The sequence below is a fragment of the Bradyrhizobium lablabi genome (genome assembly GCF_001440475.1).
GTDB classification, from domain to species: Bacteria; Pseudomonadota; Alphaproteobacteria; order Rhizobiales; family Xanthobacteraceae; genus Bradyrhizobium; species Bradyrhizobium lablabi.
Window position 1 is genome coordinate 95,868 of sequence record NZ_LLYB01000057.1, and the last position, 18,901, is coordinate 114,768.

The 18,901-nt window shown below is 60.6% G+C and carries 13 protein-coding genes and 1 pseudogene; 3 read left to right on the forward strand and 11 right to left on the reverse strand.

Annotation, left to right across the window (positions count from 1 at the left end; genetic code table 11):
* Positions 1-278 precede the first annotated feature (278 nt).
* The 8 genes and pseudogenes from CQ14_RS46090 to CQ14_RS43500 form a co-directional block, all read right to left on the reverse strand.
* Complete coding sequence (locus tag CQ14_RS46090) at positions 279-1,286, reverse strand: hypothetical protein (RefSeq protein ID WP_245320298.1); 1,008 nt, start codon at positions 1,284-1,286, stop codon at positions 279-281.
* Between the two features lie 161 nt (positions 1,287-1,447).
* Entirely contained in the window at positions 1,448-3,133 is a 1,686-nt protein-coding gene (locus CQ14_RS11180) for an Eco57I restriction-modification methylase domain-containing protein (RefSeq protein WP_057857953.1), read from the reverse strand.
* A 221-nt stretch (positions 3,134-3,354) separates the two neighbouring features.
* Positions 3,355-4,948 (reverse strand): annotated as a pseudogene (locus CQ14_RS11185) (T6SS phospholipase effector Tle1-like catalytic domain-containing protein).
* Entirely contained in the window at positions 4,945-5,520 is a 576-nt protein-coding gene (locus tag CQ14_RS11190; protein ID WP_063800339.1) for a Mov34/MPN/PAD-1 family protein, read from the reverse strand. Before CQ14_RS11190 ends, CQ14_RS11185 begins: the two are co-directional and overlap by 4 nt.
* On the reverse strand, positions 5,517-7,298 hold the full coding sequence (locus CQ14_RS11195; protein ID WP_057857954.1) for a ThiF family adenylyltransferase: 1,782 nt from the start codon (positions 7,296-7,298) through the stop codon (positions 5,517-5,519). The genes CQ14_RS11190 and CQ14_RS11195 overlap by 4 nt, the downstream gene beginning before the upstream one ends.
* Entirely contained in the window at positions 7,291-8,508 is a 1,218-nt protein-coding gene (locus CQ14_RS11200; protein ID WP_057857955.1) for a nucleotidyltransferase domain-containing protein, read from the reverse strand. The genes CQ14_RS11195 and CQ14_RS11200 overlap by 8 nt, the downstream gene beginning before the upstream one ends.
* A gap of 15 nt (positions 8,509-8,523) precedes the next feature.
* Positions 8,524-9,741, reverse strand: coding sequence for an SAVED domain-containing protein (locus CQ14_RS11205; protein WP_082649818.1), 1,218 nt, complete (start codon positions 9,739-9,741; stop codon positions 8,524-8,526).
* 244 nt (positions 9,742-9,985) lie between these two features.
* Positions 9,986-10,732, reverse strand: coding sequence for a hypothetical protein (locus CQ14_RS43500; RefSeq protein ID WP_156434887.1), 747 nt, complete (start codon positions 10,730-10,732; stop codon positions 9,986-9,988).
* A gap of 989 nt (positions 10,733-11,721) precedes the next feature.
* On the opposite strand from CQ14_RS43500, the gene CQ14_RS11215 reads away from it, so the two are divergent.
* Together CQ14_RS11215 and CQ14_RS11220 are read left to right on the forward strand one after the other, a co-directional pair.
* On the forward strand, positions 11,722-11,955 hold the full coding sequence (locus tag CQ14_RS11215; protein ID WP_057857957.1) for a hypothetical protein: 234 nt from the start codon (positions 11,722-11,724) through the stop codon (positions 11,953-11,955).
* 98 nt (positions 11,956-12,053) lie between these two features.
* On the forward strand, positions 12,054-13,493 hold a 1,440-nt coding region (locus CQ14_RS11220; RefSeq protein ID WP_245320299.1), incomplete at its 3' end, for a recombinase family protein.
* Between the two features lie 618 nt (positions 13,494-14,111).
* Here CQ14_RS11220 and CQ14_RS11225 read toward each other — a convergent pair.
* Positions 14,112-15,206, reverse strand: coding sequence for a site-specific integrase (locus CQ14_RS11225; protein ID WP_057857959.1), 1,095 nt, complete (start codon positions 15,204-15,206; stop codon positions 14,112-14,114).
* Positions 15,207-15,338: 132 nt separating this feature from the next.
* On the opposite strand from CQ14_RS11225, the gene dusA reads away from it, so the two are divergent.
* Complete coding sequence (gene dusA, locus CQ14_RS11230; protein ID WP_082649819.1) at positions 15,339-16,334, forward strand: tRNA dihydrouridine(20/20a) synthase DusA; 996 nt, start codon at positions 15,339-15,341, stop codon at positions 16,332-16,334.
* Positions 16,335-16,432: 98 nt separating this feature from the next.
* Here the strand turns inward: dusA and CQ14_RS11235 are convergent, their stop codons facing one another.
* Both CQ14_RS11235 and CQ14_RS11240 read right to left on the reverse strand, forming a co-directional pair.
* The gene (locus CQ14_RS11235) at positions 16,433-17,809 is read right to left on the reverse strand and encodes an MFS transporter (RefSeq protein ID WP_063800340.1); all 1,377 of its coding nucleotides are present in this window, start codon (positions 17,807-17,809) and stop codon (positions 16,433-16,435) included.
* 44 nt (positions 17,810-17,853) lie between these two features.
* Complete coding sequence (locus tag CQ14_RS11240; RefSeq protein WP_057857960.1) at positions 17,854-18,879, reverse strand: amidohydrolase family protein; 1,026 nt, start codon at positions 18,877-18,879, stop codon at positions 17,854-17,856.
* Positions 18,880-18,901 lie beyond the last annotated feature (22 nt).

The window sequence follows — 18,901 nt, forward strand, 5'->3', positions numbered from 1 at the left end:
ACCTCGCCGGCTGCGATAAGCTCGGAGAGAACCATCTTGGGGCGGAACANCACGTAGCGCCGCATCGAACTCTTCGTCCTCGTCGTAGAGAACATCGGCGATTTCCCTAGCCTCCGTGAGGCCAAGGGGAAGTGAGGCGCAGCGCCTGACGAAGGCCAGCGTACGGGAGACGGCTTCGGCGGCGTAGGGCGCTCCCTCTTCGCGCATCCGGCGACCTAGGGCAACAAGCTCCGTCCGCAGCGGCGCGAGAGACGCGTCCTTGATGTCCGCCTGAAACGTTATCGGGCTATCTCTGACGGTATTTCGGGTGCAGGACCCAGCAGGGTCGGATGTTCGAGGTAAAGTCCGAGTTGCTGTGCCTTCACCTTTGGACGGCGTGTCTCCGCATGGCCCTTCAGAAGGCGGAAGGTGCGGCGCTGGATGAAAGACTCTTCTGTAACGACGAGGACGCTAGGCCGGCGACCTTCGATCGAATCTAAGGCACCCAACAGGGCTTCTAGTCGTCTCTCCCAGTCCTCATGAATTTCAGATCGGCCAACGCGGGTCAGGTCGGCGACGACCAGATCAAGACCGTGCTGCTTGACCCGTGAGGAGCCCAGATGACGGTTCAAGCCTTCGGAGGTGTGCGCTGCCGGCAGCCCCAACAGAACAAAGGGCGCTCGCGTTGGATCGCCAATCGCACCAACGTGCTCGACCAGCCCAGCGTTCCGTTCGCCCATCGAGGTGTACTTGCGGACCCGGCGCAGCACTTGCTCCGGAGCGCTGTCATATGCGTGGGCGCCCTTTTGCCGCCCGGCCGCGAACACGGATGTGGTTTCCAGGAGCGTCGGACTGCGGACGACGATAGATTTCACGTTCACGATCGCGGTCGAGCTCGCCCGACTTCGGACGAGGTCTCTGAGCCGCATTTCGAGCATGCAAAGAGATTGATGCGCAAGCGCGCCCGCCTGCCACTCGGCCTTCTTTGCGTCGTTGTACGCATTCAGGGACGCACAAGCGACGTCGTCCGGATTGACCAGAATGGACCTTGCGGCGCGCAGCGCTCCCTCGCGCCAAGGCCAATATCCGACCGTGGCGTGGGCGAGGCGTCCCGATGCCCGCGCCTCCCTTAGGAAGATACAGGTCGCCACAAAGGCGCCGCCCGGTTTGGAGGGCCAACACATGATGGCCCGGTCGGCAGTGTCTTTGACGCCTGCGAACATGGCCTCGAAGAGCGGGCTGCCAGCCTCGATCGACGACCAGTTCGTTGGATCCGCCGTCGTGGCGTACTTGATCGCCGTGGGCACGGAGATGCCTGGCCGCACCATCTGGACGGGCGCTGCGGGTGCCCGAGAAGACTGCAAAAGCGTCCGAATGCGCTCAGTTTGCGCCCGCGATTGTTCTTGCCGGGCGAGGGGGTCGAGATCGCGGTCGGATCGTCCAAACCTGTTATTTTTGTTTCCCGGTCTCATGCCGCCCTACGATGAGAAGCGGGGCGTCCCGACATGGAGTACGCGAGTTCGACCGCCGCCTCGAAATCGTCCGTCCTCTTCAAGGCGCTGCGCAGATGTTTGGGGGCGGGGAGGGGTAGGTTGCGCAGCGCGGTGATGGAAACGCTTGATGTGCCGCCGACGCGACGGAAGCGCCTGTCGACCGCGTTGGTGTTTAGCAGTTTAGTCAGGAGCGAAAGGTTCGCACGTCCCTCGGGGACGAGCGCGATGGTGTGGTTTTCGCAAACGTACCCTTTGTATTTGGTCAAGACCTTGCGCGGCACCGCAGCGGCGACGATACGACGTGGCTGCTTGCTATTGGTCGTGCGTTGCAGAAGGATAGATGGCTTCCGGATAATGCCGGAGTTCTCTTTCTCGAACGCGACGAAATCGACACCGCCATCATCTCTGCTCCGCGGTAGACAGGGCTTTCCGGGTTTGATGTTAGTGCCCCAAAACAACGGAAAGGCGTTTCCGGTCTTCTTCCCGTGCTGCAGACGATCGGTCTCGCGGTTCCAAACGAAGAAGCCGGTTTTGGGGCTAACTCCGTAGTCCTTAAGACGGGCGGGGCAGAATTCGAACGCACTGTCTTTTCCCGGAAGGATCCAGGGAGTTGTCAAAAGATCATCACCCGTCGTCACAACGCCGTCTTCGGCGAACTTCCAGTTTCGATCCAGCCGCCCGACCTTCGGAGCAAACGGCCTTGCCGCACGCGACGCGACCTTCATCCGGAAGATTGAAACGCAGGCGTCCTGCTGCACATCGTGGAAGACGTCCTTGCGCTCGAGAACGTCAATTCGCACGACGTCCGTTCGAATTCGGATGTTTTCCCGCAGCTTCTCGAAGAGGGGGCCGGAAATGAAGCTCGACGGGGTCACGGTAGCCACCAGGCCGCCGGGTTTCGTCATGCGGAATGCAAGATCCATAAAGAGCGCGTAGCGATTTACATGTCCGGGATAGGAAAAGGCGCCCCATTCGGCAGGAATTTCTTTCGTGAGGCCTAGGATCCTGCCGTATGGGGGATTCACGAAAACCGCGTCGTATTTGGCGACCTCATCGACTGTGAGTGAATCCCCCGTGCGGATCAGTCTGCTCTTGCTCCTCAGGGATCCCAACCGATCGCGCACAAGCGCTTCACCTAGAAGCGCAAGATGAGGGTCGATTTCGATCCCCGAAACCCGGGACCTTATGTCGCCGGCGCCGCACCCGAGCTCCGTCATGCGACCTGCAAGGCTAGACACGAACGCGGCTCCGCCGGCGGCAGGGTCCACGATCCGAGCGGTCGTAAGGTCCAGGTCCGCCTTCTCCACTTGACCGATCAGGTGACGGACGATGGCCGGCGGCGTGAAGTAGGTTGCCTTCTCGCGCCTGGCGGACGGGCTCATCAGCAGCGTGTAAAAAGTGCTGATCCAGTAGTGCCGCTCGTCCACATCCAGCTTATTCAACTCAGCACGCAGCGTCGCTGTAAGCCGGCCGAAACGCGGAGATGCCTGCTGAGCGCTACCTTCCAATAGCGAAAGTGTAAGGGCGAGGCGCGTGCGAGCCTGCAGACGATCGATAATCGTGAAGGAGTTCTCGATTTCAAAAATTGAAGATCGAATAAGCGCCCGAATCCGTTCGGGCGCCGCATCGCGCGCAACAAGATGCGCTACTTCCGCGACCATCCAGTTCCCCCCGCCGAAGCCAAGTGTAGCCTCGCCAGCCCGTAACAAGCAAAGGTTACACAAATTGTGCGCAGTCGATATTACCTGCAGACGGATCTGAATGTGTCAATTGGGCTAATGATCAGATCCTCCGCTTTCGTTCATCTCCGAGCAGATCAGAATCTGCTTAGATCGCTGCCGTAGGGAGAAGACCGATGACAAGGGAACCGACGGTATCCGACCTACACGGATTGCTCCGGAGGAACGGGGCCCGAGGTCTCCAAGGTTGGATTCGTTACGGTACCGTAGTAGCCGCCGAATTCTTCGTGCTTCTGCAGGGCGTCTGGGCGATAGGGCCCCACCCTCGCGCACTGCCTGACCTCAGGAAGCCCGAACCGCGCTCGGACCATCGGATGTACGGGAGCTCTTGGGTTGATTTCTCGCACTTCGACCTCCCAGTTTTTGGTGCCGATGAGGCTCTGCAGCCATCGCCACTTCGGCAGCTTTGCCGCGTAGCTCTCGATCGTGTCTCGCATGCCAGCGATTTCGCAGTGCTGGACGCCGTCTGCCCGCGGGAAAATGTTCAGGGCGGGTCCCGCATTCGGTGTTCGCCATCTTGATGTGATCGACGTAGATGGGGCCGACGATCAAGCCGTCCGGAACGGTCGTGGCCTGTTCGCACATCCACGCCAGCGCGATATCGGACAGACGCGATTCAGGCTCGGGATAGGAGCCGCCGATATCAGAGTGGTTGCCTGCGAACCAGAGCTGGATGAGGCGATTGACGCCGGGGGTCGCGGGATGGACCGGGGGTTCGGTACCGCCCCAGCCGACCCGAGCGAAGTCCTTGCGGGTTTCGTCGATTGCATTCGCCGAACGCGCGAAGCGGACGTGTTTGCTGAGGAGTCTGTCGAAGTGTTTGCCCGTCCACTCCGCGTTGTGGGAGCGCGATACATCTCCCTTGTTTGGGAAGTCGTAGATGGTCTTGCGGTTGACGGTGCGCTGTCTGTTCCAGAACCAGATGACGGCCGCGAGCATCGCCAGATGCGTGACGAACCAGGCGGGAACGATGAAGCCCCAGAGCAGGCCAGCTTCGGAAAAAATCGCCACTAGCCCGCCGACGATCGCGGCCGGGATGAGCGAGGCGAGGAAGGCGGCGGCCGCTATGCCGAGCGTCAGCCCGGCTTGAATAATCCGACGTCTGGTGCCGCTCGCTCCGAGCGCGGCGACGGTGTCAAACACCCCGATGAAGTAGGCGGCGGCGTTCGAATCCGATCCATCGCCGGCCCCGTACTTGACCTGGAACCGGCGTGCCAATTCGAGCCTTTCCGCCTCGAATTCTTCGCGCGGATGTCCGGCGCCGTGCTCGAGCACGGTGTCCACTGCCTCCCATGCGATGTCCCTCACAGCTTTCCGGAAGCGCAACAACGGACCGGCGGGGCTCTTGGTGGGAACTCCGCACAACATCAGCAGATTCGCCAGGCTGCGGACTGTGTAGGCGCCGCGGCTGAACCCGAACAGAAAGATCCGGTCGCCGGGATTGTAATGATTGACGATGAATTCGTAGCAGTCGGCAATGTTGCGCTTAATCCCATCGCCGGCCACGGATCCGAGCATCTTCTGGATGAAGCGAACGGGACCCGTGAGCGCCGTGGCACCTACGTCGGTGCCGAGTCCGGCGTCGTAAAATACGACTTGTTGCGACGGATCGATGCCCGTGTCCGCGTGGTCGCGCGATATGCGGTACATCTTGTAGATGTTGCTGATGCGCTGCTCCGGACGCGCGCCACCGTCCTGACCGGTGCCGTCGGAAAAGACGACGATGTTCTTCGTCATGATCCCTCCCTGAAATTGAAATTGAGGTGTGGGTAGGCTGAGGCGCTACTTGATGGCCGCAGTTCGGGCACGGGCGCCAAAACGATCGCCGACGTGCTTTTGATCGAAGCTACTCGAAGCGGGTGGACGTCTGACGCGTCGCAGACCGAGACGAAGAGGCTGTCGGGAAATTTTGCTCGTCCCACGATAACCATGACAAAACCGTTGAGGGCGTGTTGCGATCTCCGGACGCAGTCCGAGATGTTGCGAGTGTCCAGTTTAGATGGCGACGCAAAATCTTCGGGGTGGGTGTGCCAACAGCCGACGAAGTGGAAGTCGTCCCGAAACATCTTCTCGATTTCCCGCTGTTCGGCCCGTTCATCTGGCCGATAGGAATAGCGGGATCGGCGATCACCAAAGCGGGGTCCTGTGATGCGGCAGACTGAGATAACGGGTAGATTCATTCTCGCGAACAGCAGGCCGCCGGCTTCCCGTTGCCAGAAGCGGATTTGCTTGTGCCGTTGAAAATGGGCAAGCACGCCATCGTCGAATGTGAGCGATTGTCCAGAATGCCCGATGTCGAACGAAATCATGCAGCGAGAATCCTCGCGCTGCGGCCCCAGCGCCTCTCGAAGATCGTGGCGCCTTCGAGCGCGTTCGGCGCGATATCACGCAGTTCGTCGCTCCACGCGCCCCCGGCAGCTTCCACCGCGGCGCGCCTGGCAAGCCAGATCCGATGTGTTCCGGACCGGATCTTTCCGAGAAGGGCGTCCAGAGCGGCCTGCGCGACCATGGAAGTGACGAAGCCAAGTTCCACCGGCCCGTAGGGATCGAATGCCGCTCCGCATGCCGGTTCATACCTGCGCGGATCCTGCGCCCATCTCGCGGCGACCAGATGCGGCGTGCCGTAGGCGTCGAGCCCCGCGCGAAGACTATCGCCGGGGGCGGAGATTGCGATCGCGTGGCCGGCAGCCGCATGCGGCTCGGTCCATCCGTAGACGATGGGCATGCGACGTCCCTGAGCTGCGTGCCATTCGTCGAGGAGAGATTCCGCCGGCCAGTCGCCCGTGACCGAAACGATCAGGTCGACCTCGGCTAGGGGATCGTCGGCGCGCAACAGCAATTCCTGCGCTTCAGCGACATGATGGAGCACCTCGACGTGGGGTAGGGCCGCTCGGATCTGGCGAGCAAGCGCCGGTGCCTTCGGATCATCAATGGATTCCACGCCGAGGGAATGCCTGCCGACGTTGGCGCTTTTCAGCACCTGCTTATCGACGAGGACGAGCTTTCCTACCCCGGCACGGGCGAGCGCGTGCGCGACCGGCGCTCCGACCGATCCGCAGCCGAGCACGGCGACGGTGGCGCCTCGCAGTTTGGGAACGCGTTCGTCGCGGTCGCGGCCGTGAATCCAAGCCGGATCGATGCGCTCGACCGAGTGTCGGTCGCACCGCTCGCCGCCGAAAAGGCGGGCTCTAACCACGTGCTCCGGCACGGCCGAAGGGCGGAAGCCGGCGGAGAGTGGGGCGCGTCCCCGGACCACGGCGAGGCGGTTCACGACCGCGGTCGCGAGGGCGGGGCCGGCTTCGGCGAGAGCACCGAACGGCACGAAGGTATGGGGAAGCGCCTCGCGCGCGAGTTCATCGAGCAGATCGGTGCTGCCATTGCGCTCGGCCAGCGCGTAGACGTCGTTGGCTGACGACGGATATTCTGCGGGTGTCGGCACCCGATCGAGCCAGACGAATGCGCCGGAGAGCGACTTGATCTTGGAGGCAGCCACCTTCGGTGCGGCATTCTGCAGCCAGGTGCGAAGTTGCTCGTCGCTCTCGGCGACGATGGTCTGGTTCACGCCCTGCCAGACCCGGACCCGACGTGAAGGCGGGCCGGGATCGAGCAGCGACAAGACGTTGCGATCGCCGCGCTCCGCATGATGCCAGTAGGTGAGGAACTCGGTGCGAAAATCGCCGTCCAGCTCGCCGCGGATCGCGGCTCCGACCATCGCGAATGCCTCTTTCAGAAGTGCAGCCACTCCGTCGTACGGCTCGTCGACCGACGTCGTGGTCGTATCGGGGAAGAGGCAGAGCACGCCGTCCTTCTCGACGTGAGGCCAGGTCAGAAATGGCGGCCTGTCGACCAGTGCGATGCGCGCCGGCGTCGAGGGGAAGGCGGCGGTAACGATCACGTCGAGCCGACGCAGTCCGCCGGGAAAATCGGCGGCGAAGCGCCAGCCCATCTCGGCGGCGCGCCCGCGGTAGGCGCTGAGCTCTCGGCGGTCGAGCCTGCGTGGGCGCAGATTGAGTTCCTCCCATCGCGCTTCAACGGCCGCAACGGCGGCCTCGAAGCGTCGGGCGAGAGGATGACTCGCCTCAAGCATTCCGACGGTCTCCCTCGAGGCGGGGCGGGGTGCGCCGGGCTTCGGCTTCGCTGCGGACGAGGCCCTCAGTCAGCACCGCAGGCGCGCCGAGACGGGCGGCGGACCGCTTGCGCACGCGGTCGGCGATGTCCCGCCCGACCCTCTTGGCGAGATAGTCCGTGATCAGCTGCTTGTTGGACAAGGCGGCGATCGCCGCGAAGTCGGTGCGCGCCTGGTCGAGCCACGAAAAGAACGCCGCAGCGCGCTCCGGATGCTCGCTCCACTTGTCGGCGAAATTCTCGAGAGGATCGCTCGGATTGACGATGAGGTACCGGCCGTCTGCCGTGCGGTCGATGAAGTCGTCCATCTTTGAGAGAATGGCGAACAAAGCCTGCGCGATCGTCTCCTCGCCTTGGTACGCGTGAGCGGCCAGCGTGGTCAGGATGATAGAGATCGGTTTGTCGTCGTTGCGGTCGACGAACATGATGTCGCGGTGGCGCTTCAGGATCATGATGGCCTGCTGCAGCGGGGTCCGGATCCGGTAGTCCGGAATGGGCTCGGTGCCCGCGCGCACGCCTTTCTTCAGCAGCGCGTTGCGTCGCTTTTCGTAGACCGGGCCCATGCGGGTCAGGAACCACTTCAGGTAGCCGCGCGGGTTCGATCGCTGCCAGAGCGTTGAGATGATCCGGTAGTGGGGATGACGGTTGTCGGTGATCGAGATCGCGGTCTCGGCGAACCTGGCGTCGCGGCCCTGCGATTTGAGGATCTGCACAAGCTCACTGCCGCTGAGCACCGCCGGCGTGGCGTCGATGTGGAATTGAGCTTCTTCGGCATACGGCTGCCGCCAGCAGCGGCGATGCTCCTCCAGTGGCTTGTTCATGGCGTGCCGTCTGGCGTATTCCGCCATTTCGATCCTCAGCATCTCCTTGAGCTCGGCCTGCGTTCTTTCGGTCTTCGTCAGCCGGCGGAACTCGCAGACAGCATCGACGTCGTACTCGTCGCTGTTGGTCAGCGGAGGCGTCACCGTGCCGAGGCCGAACGACCCCTGCACATGCACCTGGGGATCGTATTGCCGGATGGTCGATTCGGGGCGGTTGAGCCACTCGCCGAGGGATTTGTACCGCCGCTCTGCCTGTTCGTAGCGGTGATCCGATATCTCGAGGGACTCGGCGAGATCCTCAAGGGCCTCTTCGGCCTGCGGCGTTATGGTGGGGCGCATGTGCACGTTCATATCGGTCTCCGTGGTTTAGCGGGCGTGCTCGAGTCGATGCGCGAGCGCGAAGCCGTTCAGCTTCCAGTTCTGGTCGTAGATGTTGAGGGAAGGGTGTGCCTTGGGCTGCCAGGATCGGCCCGCCTCAACGGCGATCGAAACGGGGACGGCAGGGAAGACGTTCACGGTCGTGTCCTCGCCATGAGCGAGTTTGATGTCGTCCAGAGTCTTGCGGAAGAGCTTGGCGAAGGCGGCAACGTCCTCCGGACGGCGCACGATGTCGTTGTGCGCACCGGCCGCGGAAATCGACCAGATCGAGGCGTCCGGTCCGAGCACCTTCACGACGCGCTCGTCCACAACGGGCGCGCTGGTCTCGAGCTTTAGGGCGACGAGCTTGCCGGTCCGGTCCGGTCGATGCAGTTCGTACCGGACGGGCGGCGACGTCGCGTCCCACTTCCAGCCCTTGGGATCGCGCAGGAACTGCCGGACTTCGGCGGTCGCGATGTCGGAGATCAGGCGCCCGAGTTCGAACAGCAGCGGGATCGGCGCGAGGCCGAACACGGCCAGCCGCTTGATTTCCTGCCGCTCCATGCGGCCGCGGACCTTCTCGCCGAAGACGGTCTGTAGGTTCTTGACGTGGGTCGGCCAGTAGGCGGGATCGTCGTCGCGAAGCTCGAGGGCGACTAGGTCGAGGTCGATCCATCCGTCGTCGAGAGGATAGCGCTCCGGGATCATTGACCACTTGACCGCGCCCTTCTCGACGGGCGACTCATTGGAGCCGATCTTAGCGGCGTAGCGGATGACGTGGCTTGCCTTGTCCTCGTCGATGCCGGTCACCGTCCGGATGCGTTCTTCGTGGCGCCGTTTCATTTCCCGCAGAACTTCCACCGAGTGTGCATCGACCATCTCGCGGTCGATCACGCGGTGATGGGGATCGCAGGCCAGCATCAGGTTGTCTAGATCATGAGCGAGTTTCGGCGACAGGACGGGGTCTCCGCGCGGGCCGTCCGGAGAGTCGCCGACGATGTGGGCGATGTACGAGGTGTTGGCGTTTCGGGCGCCGGAGACCTGCTCGCCGATCAGAAGCTTGTTGCAGCCCGCGTATTGGCAACGACCCGCCGCTCGAGCCCACAGCACGTTCTGGACCTTGGCCGGGATAGGCTTCCGCGGGGCTTTCTTCACCGTCGGGAGAGGCGGCGCACTGAGCGGCGGCGCCGGCGAATGGCTCTCCTCTTCTACAACCACGTCCGTCATTGTGCGTCTCAGAGTTGATTTTTCGCGGCAGCCGAAGCTCGCCGCGAATCTCATTCGATGTTCTCGCCACCGCCGAAGTTGCCGACCGCGGCACTACCATTCTTTCTTAGAAAACCCCGTTTTCACGGGATTTTCTCATGGCGCGGGCCAACTTGGCCTAAATCGCGGACAAACTATCGCGCGAACAAGAAGAACAACGACTCATGACATCTTGGACTAGGTTGAACTTATTGATCCACAGTTGTCATACTTTGCGCAGGTGCCGCTGCCTTCCTCCAGAGCTCGGGACAGTGTCCAGCTTCTCTGCCCATGAACCGCGAATGAGGTCGTGATGGCTGGCGCCCTTCTTGAACCTCAGCGTCGGCTGGCTCCGCGTCGTGGTGTACTCAACCCGATAGTAGACACTGTTGAGGTCGTGCGCGAAGAACTTGTTAAACTTCTCAGCGTTATCGCGCGTGTAGAAGAGGCGAGATCCTGCAGTCTCGCCTTGAACTTGATGATGCTTTCTTCGACGTCCTTCAGAATGACCACCGCGGCTTGGCGCTGCTTTTCGTTCATGTCGCAGATAAATTCCAAGGCGTCCTCGTCGTAGGCATTGGCCGCCACCGACATCAGCTTGCGGTGAATTGTCTCCCACGTCGTCATTGGCGCAGCAGTTGCCGATGAAGGCGCAGCACTGAAGCTCGGTAAACCAGACCAGTGACCCGGTCAGGAAGCGGTTAGGCGTACACATGGGGCAGGGGCAGTTATCGCCCTTCGGCCGTTTCGTGCCGTCCACGGTGATGAGATGCTTCAGGACCCGAAACCGTGCATCCTTCGGGATGGGGTTTCGGTACAGGGATTCGATAAGCTCCGGCTGCGCGGTCCCTTTGATTCGCGCCACCGTCTCTTCAATCCAGATACCAGTCGGCCTGTCATTGAATGGCCGCCACGGAAGCAACTCGGTCTCAGAACTCTTTACGCCATGCGACTTACGGTCGCCTTTGGTCATAAACGCCCCTATGAGAACGAACCCAGAAGACCCATTTTGTTCTTTCTGTCGGGAACCCCAAGTTCCGCCAAATTTCGAATCAGATGGGTATAATTAGTATTGGAACAAGGGGCTATCCGCAATATTTTGTGCGTACCTACCCCCAGTAGTCCCGGTTATTCACTCAGCCTGCGCGAAGTGTTCCGTTAGCCTCGTCCCGCCCTACGAAAGTGCGGGCTTTTGGTCTGGTCGATGTCAACGGGCTTGGCATCCATGCTGCGAACGCTGCAGACTCAAGGTCGCGCTGCACGTTCGTCTTCGTGTCAAACGCCGCCGGGCTGAGCGTCGCTGAGGTTCGCGTGCTCACTTCTGAAAACTAGAAGCTGAATCGAACAAACGCCTCGGAACGTGAGTGCCACCCAATGAAAATTGAGCGGCTTGGTCCAAATCAGCTTTTTGTGGATTGGAACGTGAGTGCCAAATTGGAGTTTGCGACGTCGTTATTGGCGTTGAAGCAAATTGGGCGCTCGTTTGCCTGATCAATTGACTTCGGTCAGCGCGGGGACATGGCGACATGTCTTCGCTCCTATAAACCGTTGACGCCTGACCGGCCTTCTCGCAGTCAGAAGATCACCAGGAGTGGTGCAGTTACGTACTGGATGTCACGACTTGAGCTCGGCTGATGGTTTTGCTGCATTGAGCAAACGCTGAGTCTGCAAGGTCATCCCCGATACATTGACGCTTTGCTAACGTATCCAGACCGCCCGGACGCGAAATCGATCGCAGTAGAGTGCTCGCGCCGACATGCTTGGGATCGCGCTCCGGATCGGCCGGCTATGTGATCTAATTTCATCATGTCCCTCACGCTCCATTGAGGCGTTTCCCCAACTACACTCACGTTGCGGGGTGTGTGATTTACCTCTCGAAGCATTGGATCAACGCTGACTTCATTGCCAAGCTTATTCTTGATTTCGGTTGAATGTGCGTCGTTGTTGCCCCGAGAGTACGTCATGGCGATGGACAGGAAACCCCAAAGACAGAGTAGCCGAAACAATGCGCCGGCCGCATCCGTTGAATGCGGAGATTTCATCGACCAGACGATTGCAATCTGGCAGCCGCGGACAAAGCGGCAGCTTACCCGCGAGGACGGCCGTGAGATCATCGAGAATATGACCGGCTTCTTTCGCATTCTTCAAGAGTGGGACCGTGTCGACCGGGCCAAGAAGAACGCTGACAAGTCCTGAGTGTGACACGCTTTAAACCTAAATAATTTCGTTGCGCCCGGAATCGGACGTCGGCAAACTGATCCTACGTCAGCAAATGCGGGCGAAGGGCAGGCCTCATGAACAAGCAAACACGAAGCGGCATCACTGCCGTTCGCGATGCGGCGAAAGCGATTGCTTACGCGCGCGTCTCGTCGAAGGAGCAGGACAAGGAAGGTTTTTCGATTCCTGCCCAGCAAAAGCTGCTTAGCGGTTACGCGCAGACGAACCGACTGACGATTGTGCAGGAGTATGTTGATGTCGAGACCGCCAAGCATACCGGCAGGACAAATTTCGAAGAGATGGTGCGCTTTCTAAAGTCGCACAGAAATATAAGGGTTGTTTTGGTCGAGAAGACCGACCGCCTTTATCGTAATCTGAAGGATTGGGTGACGCTCGATGAGCTTGATGTCGAAATTCATCTCGTCAAAGAGGGCGTCGTTCTCTCGCGCGATTCCAAATCCTCGGAAAAGTTCGTGCACGGCATCAAGGTACTGATGGCGAAGAACTACATCGATAATCTCTCAGAAGAAGCGCGTAAGGGCCAGCTTGAAAAAGCCGAACAAGGAATTTGGCCTTCGAAAGCGCCTCTTGGGTATCGCAACGTTACCGGCCTCGATGGCAAAAAGATCATCGAGCCAGATCCCAAATTTGCAGGGACGATCACACACCTCTTTGGCTGGTACGCGACGGGTACTCTTTCGTTGAAGCAGCTTTCAGCCGAGGCGCAGTCGGCAGGGCTCGTCTATCGTCGTACCGGTGGGCCGCTGCCGACTAGCAATCTGCACGCCATCTTACGCAACCGTCTTTATACGGGCGATTTTGATTGGAACGGTCGTCGATATGTTGGTCGCCATCAGCCGCTTGTGTCGCGTGAGTTATGGGAGCGAGTCCAAGGGGTGCTCGATGGACGGCATGCGAATAAAAGCGGACGTAAAACCAAGCGAGGTTTTGCATTCTCCGGACTGATCAAGTGCGGACATTGCGGTTGCGCCCTGGTAGGCGAACTTAAGAAGAAGCGCTACGTGTACTATCACTGCACTGGGTATAAGGGGAAATGCCCCGAGCCCTATGTTCGGGAGGAGGTGGTCAGCGAACAATTTTCTGCCCTTCTTGGGCGGCTCTCCTTTGGCGACGAGGTCCTGTCGTGGGTGAGAACGGCACTGCTTGAAAGCCATGCGGACGAGCAGAAGGAACATGAGGCCGCCATCGGGCGCCTGCAGGGCGAATACGATCGGCTGCGCCACCGTCTTCATGCGATGTATGTCGATAAACTCGACGGACGAATAGACGGCTCGTTTTATACCCAGATGTCTGAGCAATGGCGGACCGAACAGGACAAGATTGCTCGGGAGGTTGCGCGTCACCAGGCGGCCGACCGTTCGTATCTCGAAGAGGGGGCGCAACTGATTGAGCTCGCGCATGGCGCGCAAAGGCTCTTTGCAAAACAAGAAGCCCAGGAACAGCGTCGGCTTCTGAATTTCGTACTATCGAACTCGATCTGGAAAGATGGCGAGCTCNACCGCGACGTTCCGGCAACCCTTTAATCTGATTGCAGAAGCTACCGCAGNCGGCGTCGGGTGGAGATGGCGACGGAGGCCTAAATTCGCCGGGGCATCCGGCTTGGCTGGGGAACCTGGATTCGAACCAAAACAAACAGGCGCAGAGTCTGGTGAAGATCCGCGGTGGTTCCACGTCATCGACCTGTGGGTTCCTGACGCGATCAAGTTAGTCGTCGTCCATCAAGTGGTTTGTCGCCTCGTTCGGTTATAGCCCGAAAGATAACGTAGAATCATCGCGTGGGCACTTTCGTCCGATGTTGTCAGCGAGCGTCAGCAAAGACGAGCGCGACCAATTAGGGGTCGAAGCGCGCCTACTCCCGCGGCTGGAGGCGTCTTCCTGCCGGTCGGCGCGGCGGTCATTTGAGCGCAAATTTAGCCGCGCGCTCATCGCGCCACTTCCACATGAAATGGGCCGCTCCGGCCAGCTTCTTTTGTGTCTACGCGAGACAAGCGCAGACGGGAAAGAAAGTAGCTATTTCAATAGCCGCTACGGGATCCGATGCTCGAGGGAAATCTGACGTTCCATAAGAGTCGATCGACGAATGTCCGTGACCGTCTCGCTATCGATTCAGGCTCCTAGGATGCTGCTAGCGTCGCAATGAATTCTTCCATCGACGGCTGCGCGGCCTTCTGCAGCTTGTGAAGATCCTCGGGCTTGAGATTGGTATAGCGTTGCAACATTCGCCAATCCTTGTGACCCGTCACTAGGGCAACCTTTTCGATCGAAAGTCCTGCCTCAAACAGTCGACTCGTGCCTTCGTGGCGAAGATCATGGAAATGCAGGTCATCGATTTTCAATTCATCACATGCGCGGGTAAATGCCGTGCTGATTGACTTGTGATGGTGTGGGAAGATGCGGCCTTGGCCTCGGGTGATGATCCGCTGTTGCAGCAAAATCTCCCATGCATCGTATCCCGTGAAGTTAAGTAGCGGGACCTTTTGATGATTGCCGGTCTTGTGTCGCGGATCTTTCCGGTCGCGAAGCAATATGAGCCGTTTCTTGATATCGACGTCTGGCCACTCCGGTTGGCAGATCTCTTCCTGGCGCATCGTTGTCGCGATCGCATAGCGCACAATACGACCCATTGGAATCACTTGGCGTGGATTGGTCTCAAAATACTCGATGAGCTCATCAAGTTCGTTTTGCGTCGGTCGACGATCGCGTTCGATGCCTCTGCCGACAAGGTCGAGGTGCTTTAGTGCAATTCGCGCCAAACGAACTTCTTCAGCCGAGACCTCTATTCCATGAACTGCGGCTGCGTGCGATACGATCGTCCTGATGAAAGACAAGTCGATCGCTAGTGTCGCGGGTCCGGCCCCTTTTTTCGCGCGCTTCCTTCCAAATTCGATCAATCGCTCACGATTTAACCGAGGCAGCTTTACTGTCCCGAGCGCATCCTTGAGGGCTTCCATGACTGCGGCCTTCGAACGGCGAGGGGGCTTGCCGACCTCGCGCATATCTTGGTCGTGGAGATCAATCAGGTCGCCGAACGTCCGGACATTCCGCAGGGCGCGTGGCTTGGACGATCCGTTGCGGTCGATATTGCGCTCCATCTCGAGCGCCCATTCTTCTCCGTCCTTGCGCCGTCGGAACGTCTCGGCCACATAACGGGTCTTGCGACGGACCTGGACGCGCCAGTTTCCAGATGCCAACTGAGTAAAGGTCGCCACGCGTGTGCACTCCGGCTTTCGTGTGCACTATGTGTGCACCGAGAGGTCAAAACGGGTACAAACGTGTGCAATTTCGTCTAGTTTGGAGTGCACACGTTCGCTGTTCATCCCATTGAAGAGTAATATAAACTGTTGAAATATCAAGACTATCGCTTTTCCGTGGCGCCCATGATGGACTGGACCGACCGGCATTGCCGTGTGTTCCACCGTCTGATGAGCCGGCGTGCGCGGCTCTATACGGAAATGCTGACGACCGGCGCCATCATTCATGGCGACCGCAGGCGGCTGCTCGGCTTCGATCGAAGCGAGCATCCGGTGGCGCTGCAGCTCGGCGGATCGGTTCCGGATGATCTCGCCACCGCTGCGAGGATCGGCGAGGACTTTGGCTACGACGAAATTAATCTCAATGTCGGCTGTCCGTCCGACCGGGTGAAGGACGGCCGCTTCGGCGCATGCCTGATGGCGGAGCCGGCGCTGGTTGCCAAGGGCGTGGCTGCGATGAAGCGCGCGGTCAGGATTCCCGTCACCGTCAAATGCCGGATCGGCATCGACGACCAGGATCCGGAAGTGGCGCTCGACGTGCTGGCGCGCGGCGTGGTCGCGGCCGGCGCGGATGCGCTGGTCGTGCATGCCCGAAAAGCCTGGCTCAACGGATTGTCGCCGAAGGAAAACCGGGACATCCCGCCGCTCGATTACGACAGGGTTTACCGGCTCAAGGCCGCGATGCCCGATGTGCCCGTCATCATCAATGGCGGCATCGGCAGCATTGCCGAAGCGAAGCGGCATCTGGAGCATGTCGATGGCGTGATGTTGGGACGGGCGGCCTATCAGGAGCCGTGGCGGCTGCTCGATGTCGATCCGGAATTGTTCGGCGAGGCGGCGCCTTGCACGACGATGAAGGACGTCTTCGAAGCAATGTTGCCCTACATCGAAGACCAGTTGTCCCAAGGTGCAAGGCTGCATTCGATGACGCGGCACTTCGTCGGCGCATTTCATGGTGTCCCCGGCGCGCGCGCCTTCCGCCGCCATCTGGCGGAGAAGGGCGTCAAGCCGGGCGCCGGCGTCGATGTGCTGCGCGATGCAATTGCGCTCGTCGAAGACCGCGCGGCGGAGCCGGTCGCGGCTTAAGCGCGTTTTCGGTTCGCGTGAACAAAACGCGTCAAAACCAAAGCCTGGCTCCGGGGCAGGTCGTCCCGGAGCCGTGCGTCCCGCATTGACGCCTCATCTCAGGAGGCGGGCTGTGCAACCTTGCGCAAGCCGGAGGCCTCTTCAAGATCGTTGACGGGTGCGCTCGCCGGCCGCTTCGCCAGCAGGATGATCGCGCCGGCGGCGATCGCGGAGACGCCGATCGACAGGAACATCGGCGTCGGGCTCTGGTAATACTGCTGCAGCGCGCCGGCGACGAACGGGCCGAGAATGGCGCCAACCCGCGCGACCCCAAGCTCCATGCCGACCGCGGTGGCGCGCACACCGGTCTCGTAGGACGCCGCGGTGAAGTTGTTCAGTACGAACTGCGCGCCGATGATGAAGAAGCCGGCGGCGGCGACCGAGGTGATGTTGACGATGTGAACGTTCATCACCGCCAGCGACAGCACGGCGAGGCCGCCGAAGGCCCACCAGGTTGCGATCAGCCCGCGGCTATAGCCGGACCGGTCGACGAGGTGGCCAAGCACGAGGCCGCCCACGAACGACATGATCTGCATCAGCGCGCCGAAGCCGAAGCTGGCGGCAAAGGTCTCGCCACGCTGCATCATCACCGTCGGAATCCAGCCCGAGAGGCCGAAGATGCAGAACAGGCTGAGGAATGCCGACGCCCAGATCGCGAGCGTAGTCCGGCGATATTTGGACTGCAGCAGCGTCGCGACCGAATTGAGCGGCTTCTCGGACTCGCCCACGGCAATCTCGCCCGATTTGTAGACATTGGCGCGCTCGGGCCGCAGCCTGGTCAGCATGTCGCGGATTTCATCGACGCGGCCCTGCAAGGCCAGAAACTTCGGCGATTCCGGCAGCATCAGGTGCATGAAGGGCAGCAGCAGGAACGACAGCGAGCCGATCCAGTAGAGCGACGTCCAGCCGAAAACCGGGGTTGCAAACACGCCGGCGACACCGGCGAGCGTCCCGCCCAGCGCCCAGCCGAGGGCTACGCCCCACAGCGCAAACGTGTTCGCCACGCGCCGCGGCGCCAGTTCGTTGATGTAGGTGGTCGCCAGCGGCAGCAGCACGCCGAGGCCGATGCCGGTCAGGATCCGCAGGATGCAGAACGACAGGAACGAGTCCGCCGAGGTCGCGGTGAGCAGGGTGAAGATGCTGGTAATCCAGAGGCCCCCGAGCAGGGTGCCGCGGCGGCCGAACCGATCGGCAATGATGCCGTGGATCGCAGCCCCGATCAGGAATCCGACCAGGCCGCTGGAGATCAACAGTCCCGCCTGGCCGGCCTGAAGGCCCCATGGTTTTGCGACGTAATGAATGACGTAAGCCGGATTGAAGGTGTCATATCCGTCGAACAGCGTCAGCAGTCCCATGATGGCGCCGAGGCGCCAGTGAAATTTTCCGACCTTTGCTTCGGCGAGTTCTTCGTGAAGATCGATTGCCTGCGCGGCCATGGCCGTTTTCCCTCCCAAGATGGTGTGTGTCGTTGTGATGCCGCTTATTCCGCGGCTTGATGGATGCCGTTCCCGGCGACAGTGGTTTCGCCGAGATCGAGCTTGAACAGGTCGATGGCGTTGCGCCGGCCGATCTTCAAGCGGTCATTCTCGCTGATGCTGGCGCTGTTGAACCAGTCGGAGGCATGATCGACGTTTTCGAACGGCCAGTCGATCGAGAACAGGATGTGGTCCGCGCCGATCTCCAGAATTGAATCGATCAGCGTTTGCGTGCGGAAATTGCCCGAGGTGGTCAGGAAGAAGTTGGCGTTGAAGTAGTCGCAGATCTTCTTCTTCGCCTTGTGCTTCGGCGGCGCCTTGACCCAGCCGTTGCGATGGTCGACGCGCCACATGCTGTAGGGCAGGCCTTCGCCCATATGGCCGAGGATGATCTTCAGTTTCGGATAGGCATCGAACAGGCCCGATCCCATCAGGCGCAGCGCATGCACCGCAGTCTCCTGTCCGAACGCCCAGGTCGGGCCCATCAGCCACGGATGTCCTTCATAGATCGCGCAGTCTTCCGGCAGGGGATTGCGCGGGTGCAGGTAGAAGGGCAGGCCGGTTTTTTCCACCGCCGCCCAGAACGGCCAGTATTGCGGCAGATCGTAGTAAACCGGCCGCTTGCCGTCGCCCACTTGCGAGAAGCCATTGACCAGTGCGCCGCGGAAGCCGAGCGTCTTGATGCAGCGCTCGAGCTCCTTGATCGCGAGATCCGGGTCCTGCATCGGCAGCGCGGCAAAGGCCTGAAACCGCGAAGGACGCTTCGCCACCTGCTCGGCAAGGAAATCGTTGGCCCGGATTGCAATCTCGTTGGCGCGGGCGACATCGGGAATCGCCTGGACCGCCGGCGCGTTCAGCGAAAGGATCATCATCTCGACGCCGTGCTTGTCCATCTGGGCCAGCCGCTTGTCCTGGATGTCAAGCAGCCGGTCCTTCAGCTCCGGCCAATAGGAGTCCGGCACAAAACCCGCTGAATCCATCAGCGTGTCCGGGATGGCGAAATGTTCCTCTAGTGCGATCTTGCCCTGCATGTCGTCCTCGCTGATGTCTGCT

What these genes read in the sequence shown, in the direction of transcription:
- CQ14_RS11180 (WP_057857953.1), bottom strand. Translation starts at nt 3,133, where the DNA reads ATGGTCGCGGAAGTAGCGCATCTTGTTGCGCGCGATGCGGCGCCCGAA.
- CQ14_RS11240 (WP_057857960.1), bottom strand. Translation starts at nt 18,879, where the DNA reads ATGCAGGGCAAGATCGCACTAGAGGAACATTTCGCCATCCCGGACACG.
- CQ14_RS11235 (WP_063800340.1), bottom strand. Translation starts at nt 17,809, where the DNA reads ATGGCCGCGCAGGCAATCGATCTTCACGAAGAACTCGCCGAAGCAAAG.
- CQ14_RS11200 (WP_057857955.1), bottom strand. Translation starts at nt 8,508, where the DNA reads ATGAACGTGCACATGCGCCCCACCATAACGCCGCAGGCCGAAGAGGCC.
- CQ14_RS11205 (WP_082649818.1), bottom strand. Translation starts at nt 9,741, where the DNA reads ATGACGGACGTGGTTGTAGAAGAGGAGAGCCATTCGCCGGCGCCGCCG.
- CQ14_RS43500 (WP_156434887.1), bottom strand. Translation starts at nt 10,732, where the DNA reads ATGACCAAAGGCGACCGTAAGTCGCATGGCGTAAAGAGTTCTGAGACC.
- CQ14_RS11195 (WP_057857954.1), bottom strand. Translation starts at nt 7,298, where the DNA reads ATGCTTGAGGCGAGTCATCCTCTCGCCCGACGCTTCGAGGCCGCCGTT.
- CQ14_RS11215 (WP_057857957.1), top strand. Translation starts at nt 11,722, where the DNA reads ATGGCGATGGACAGGAAACCCCAAAGACAGAGTAGCCGAAACAATGCG.
- CQ14_RS11190 (WP_063800339.1), bottom strand. Translation starts at nt 5,520, where the DNA reads ATGATTTCGTTCGACATCGGGCATTCTGGACAATCGCTCACATTCGAC.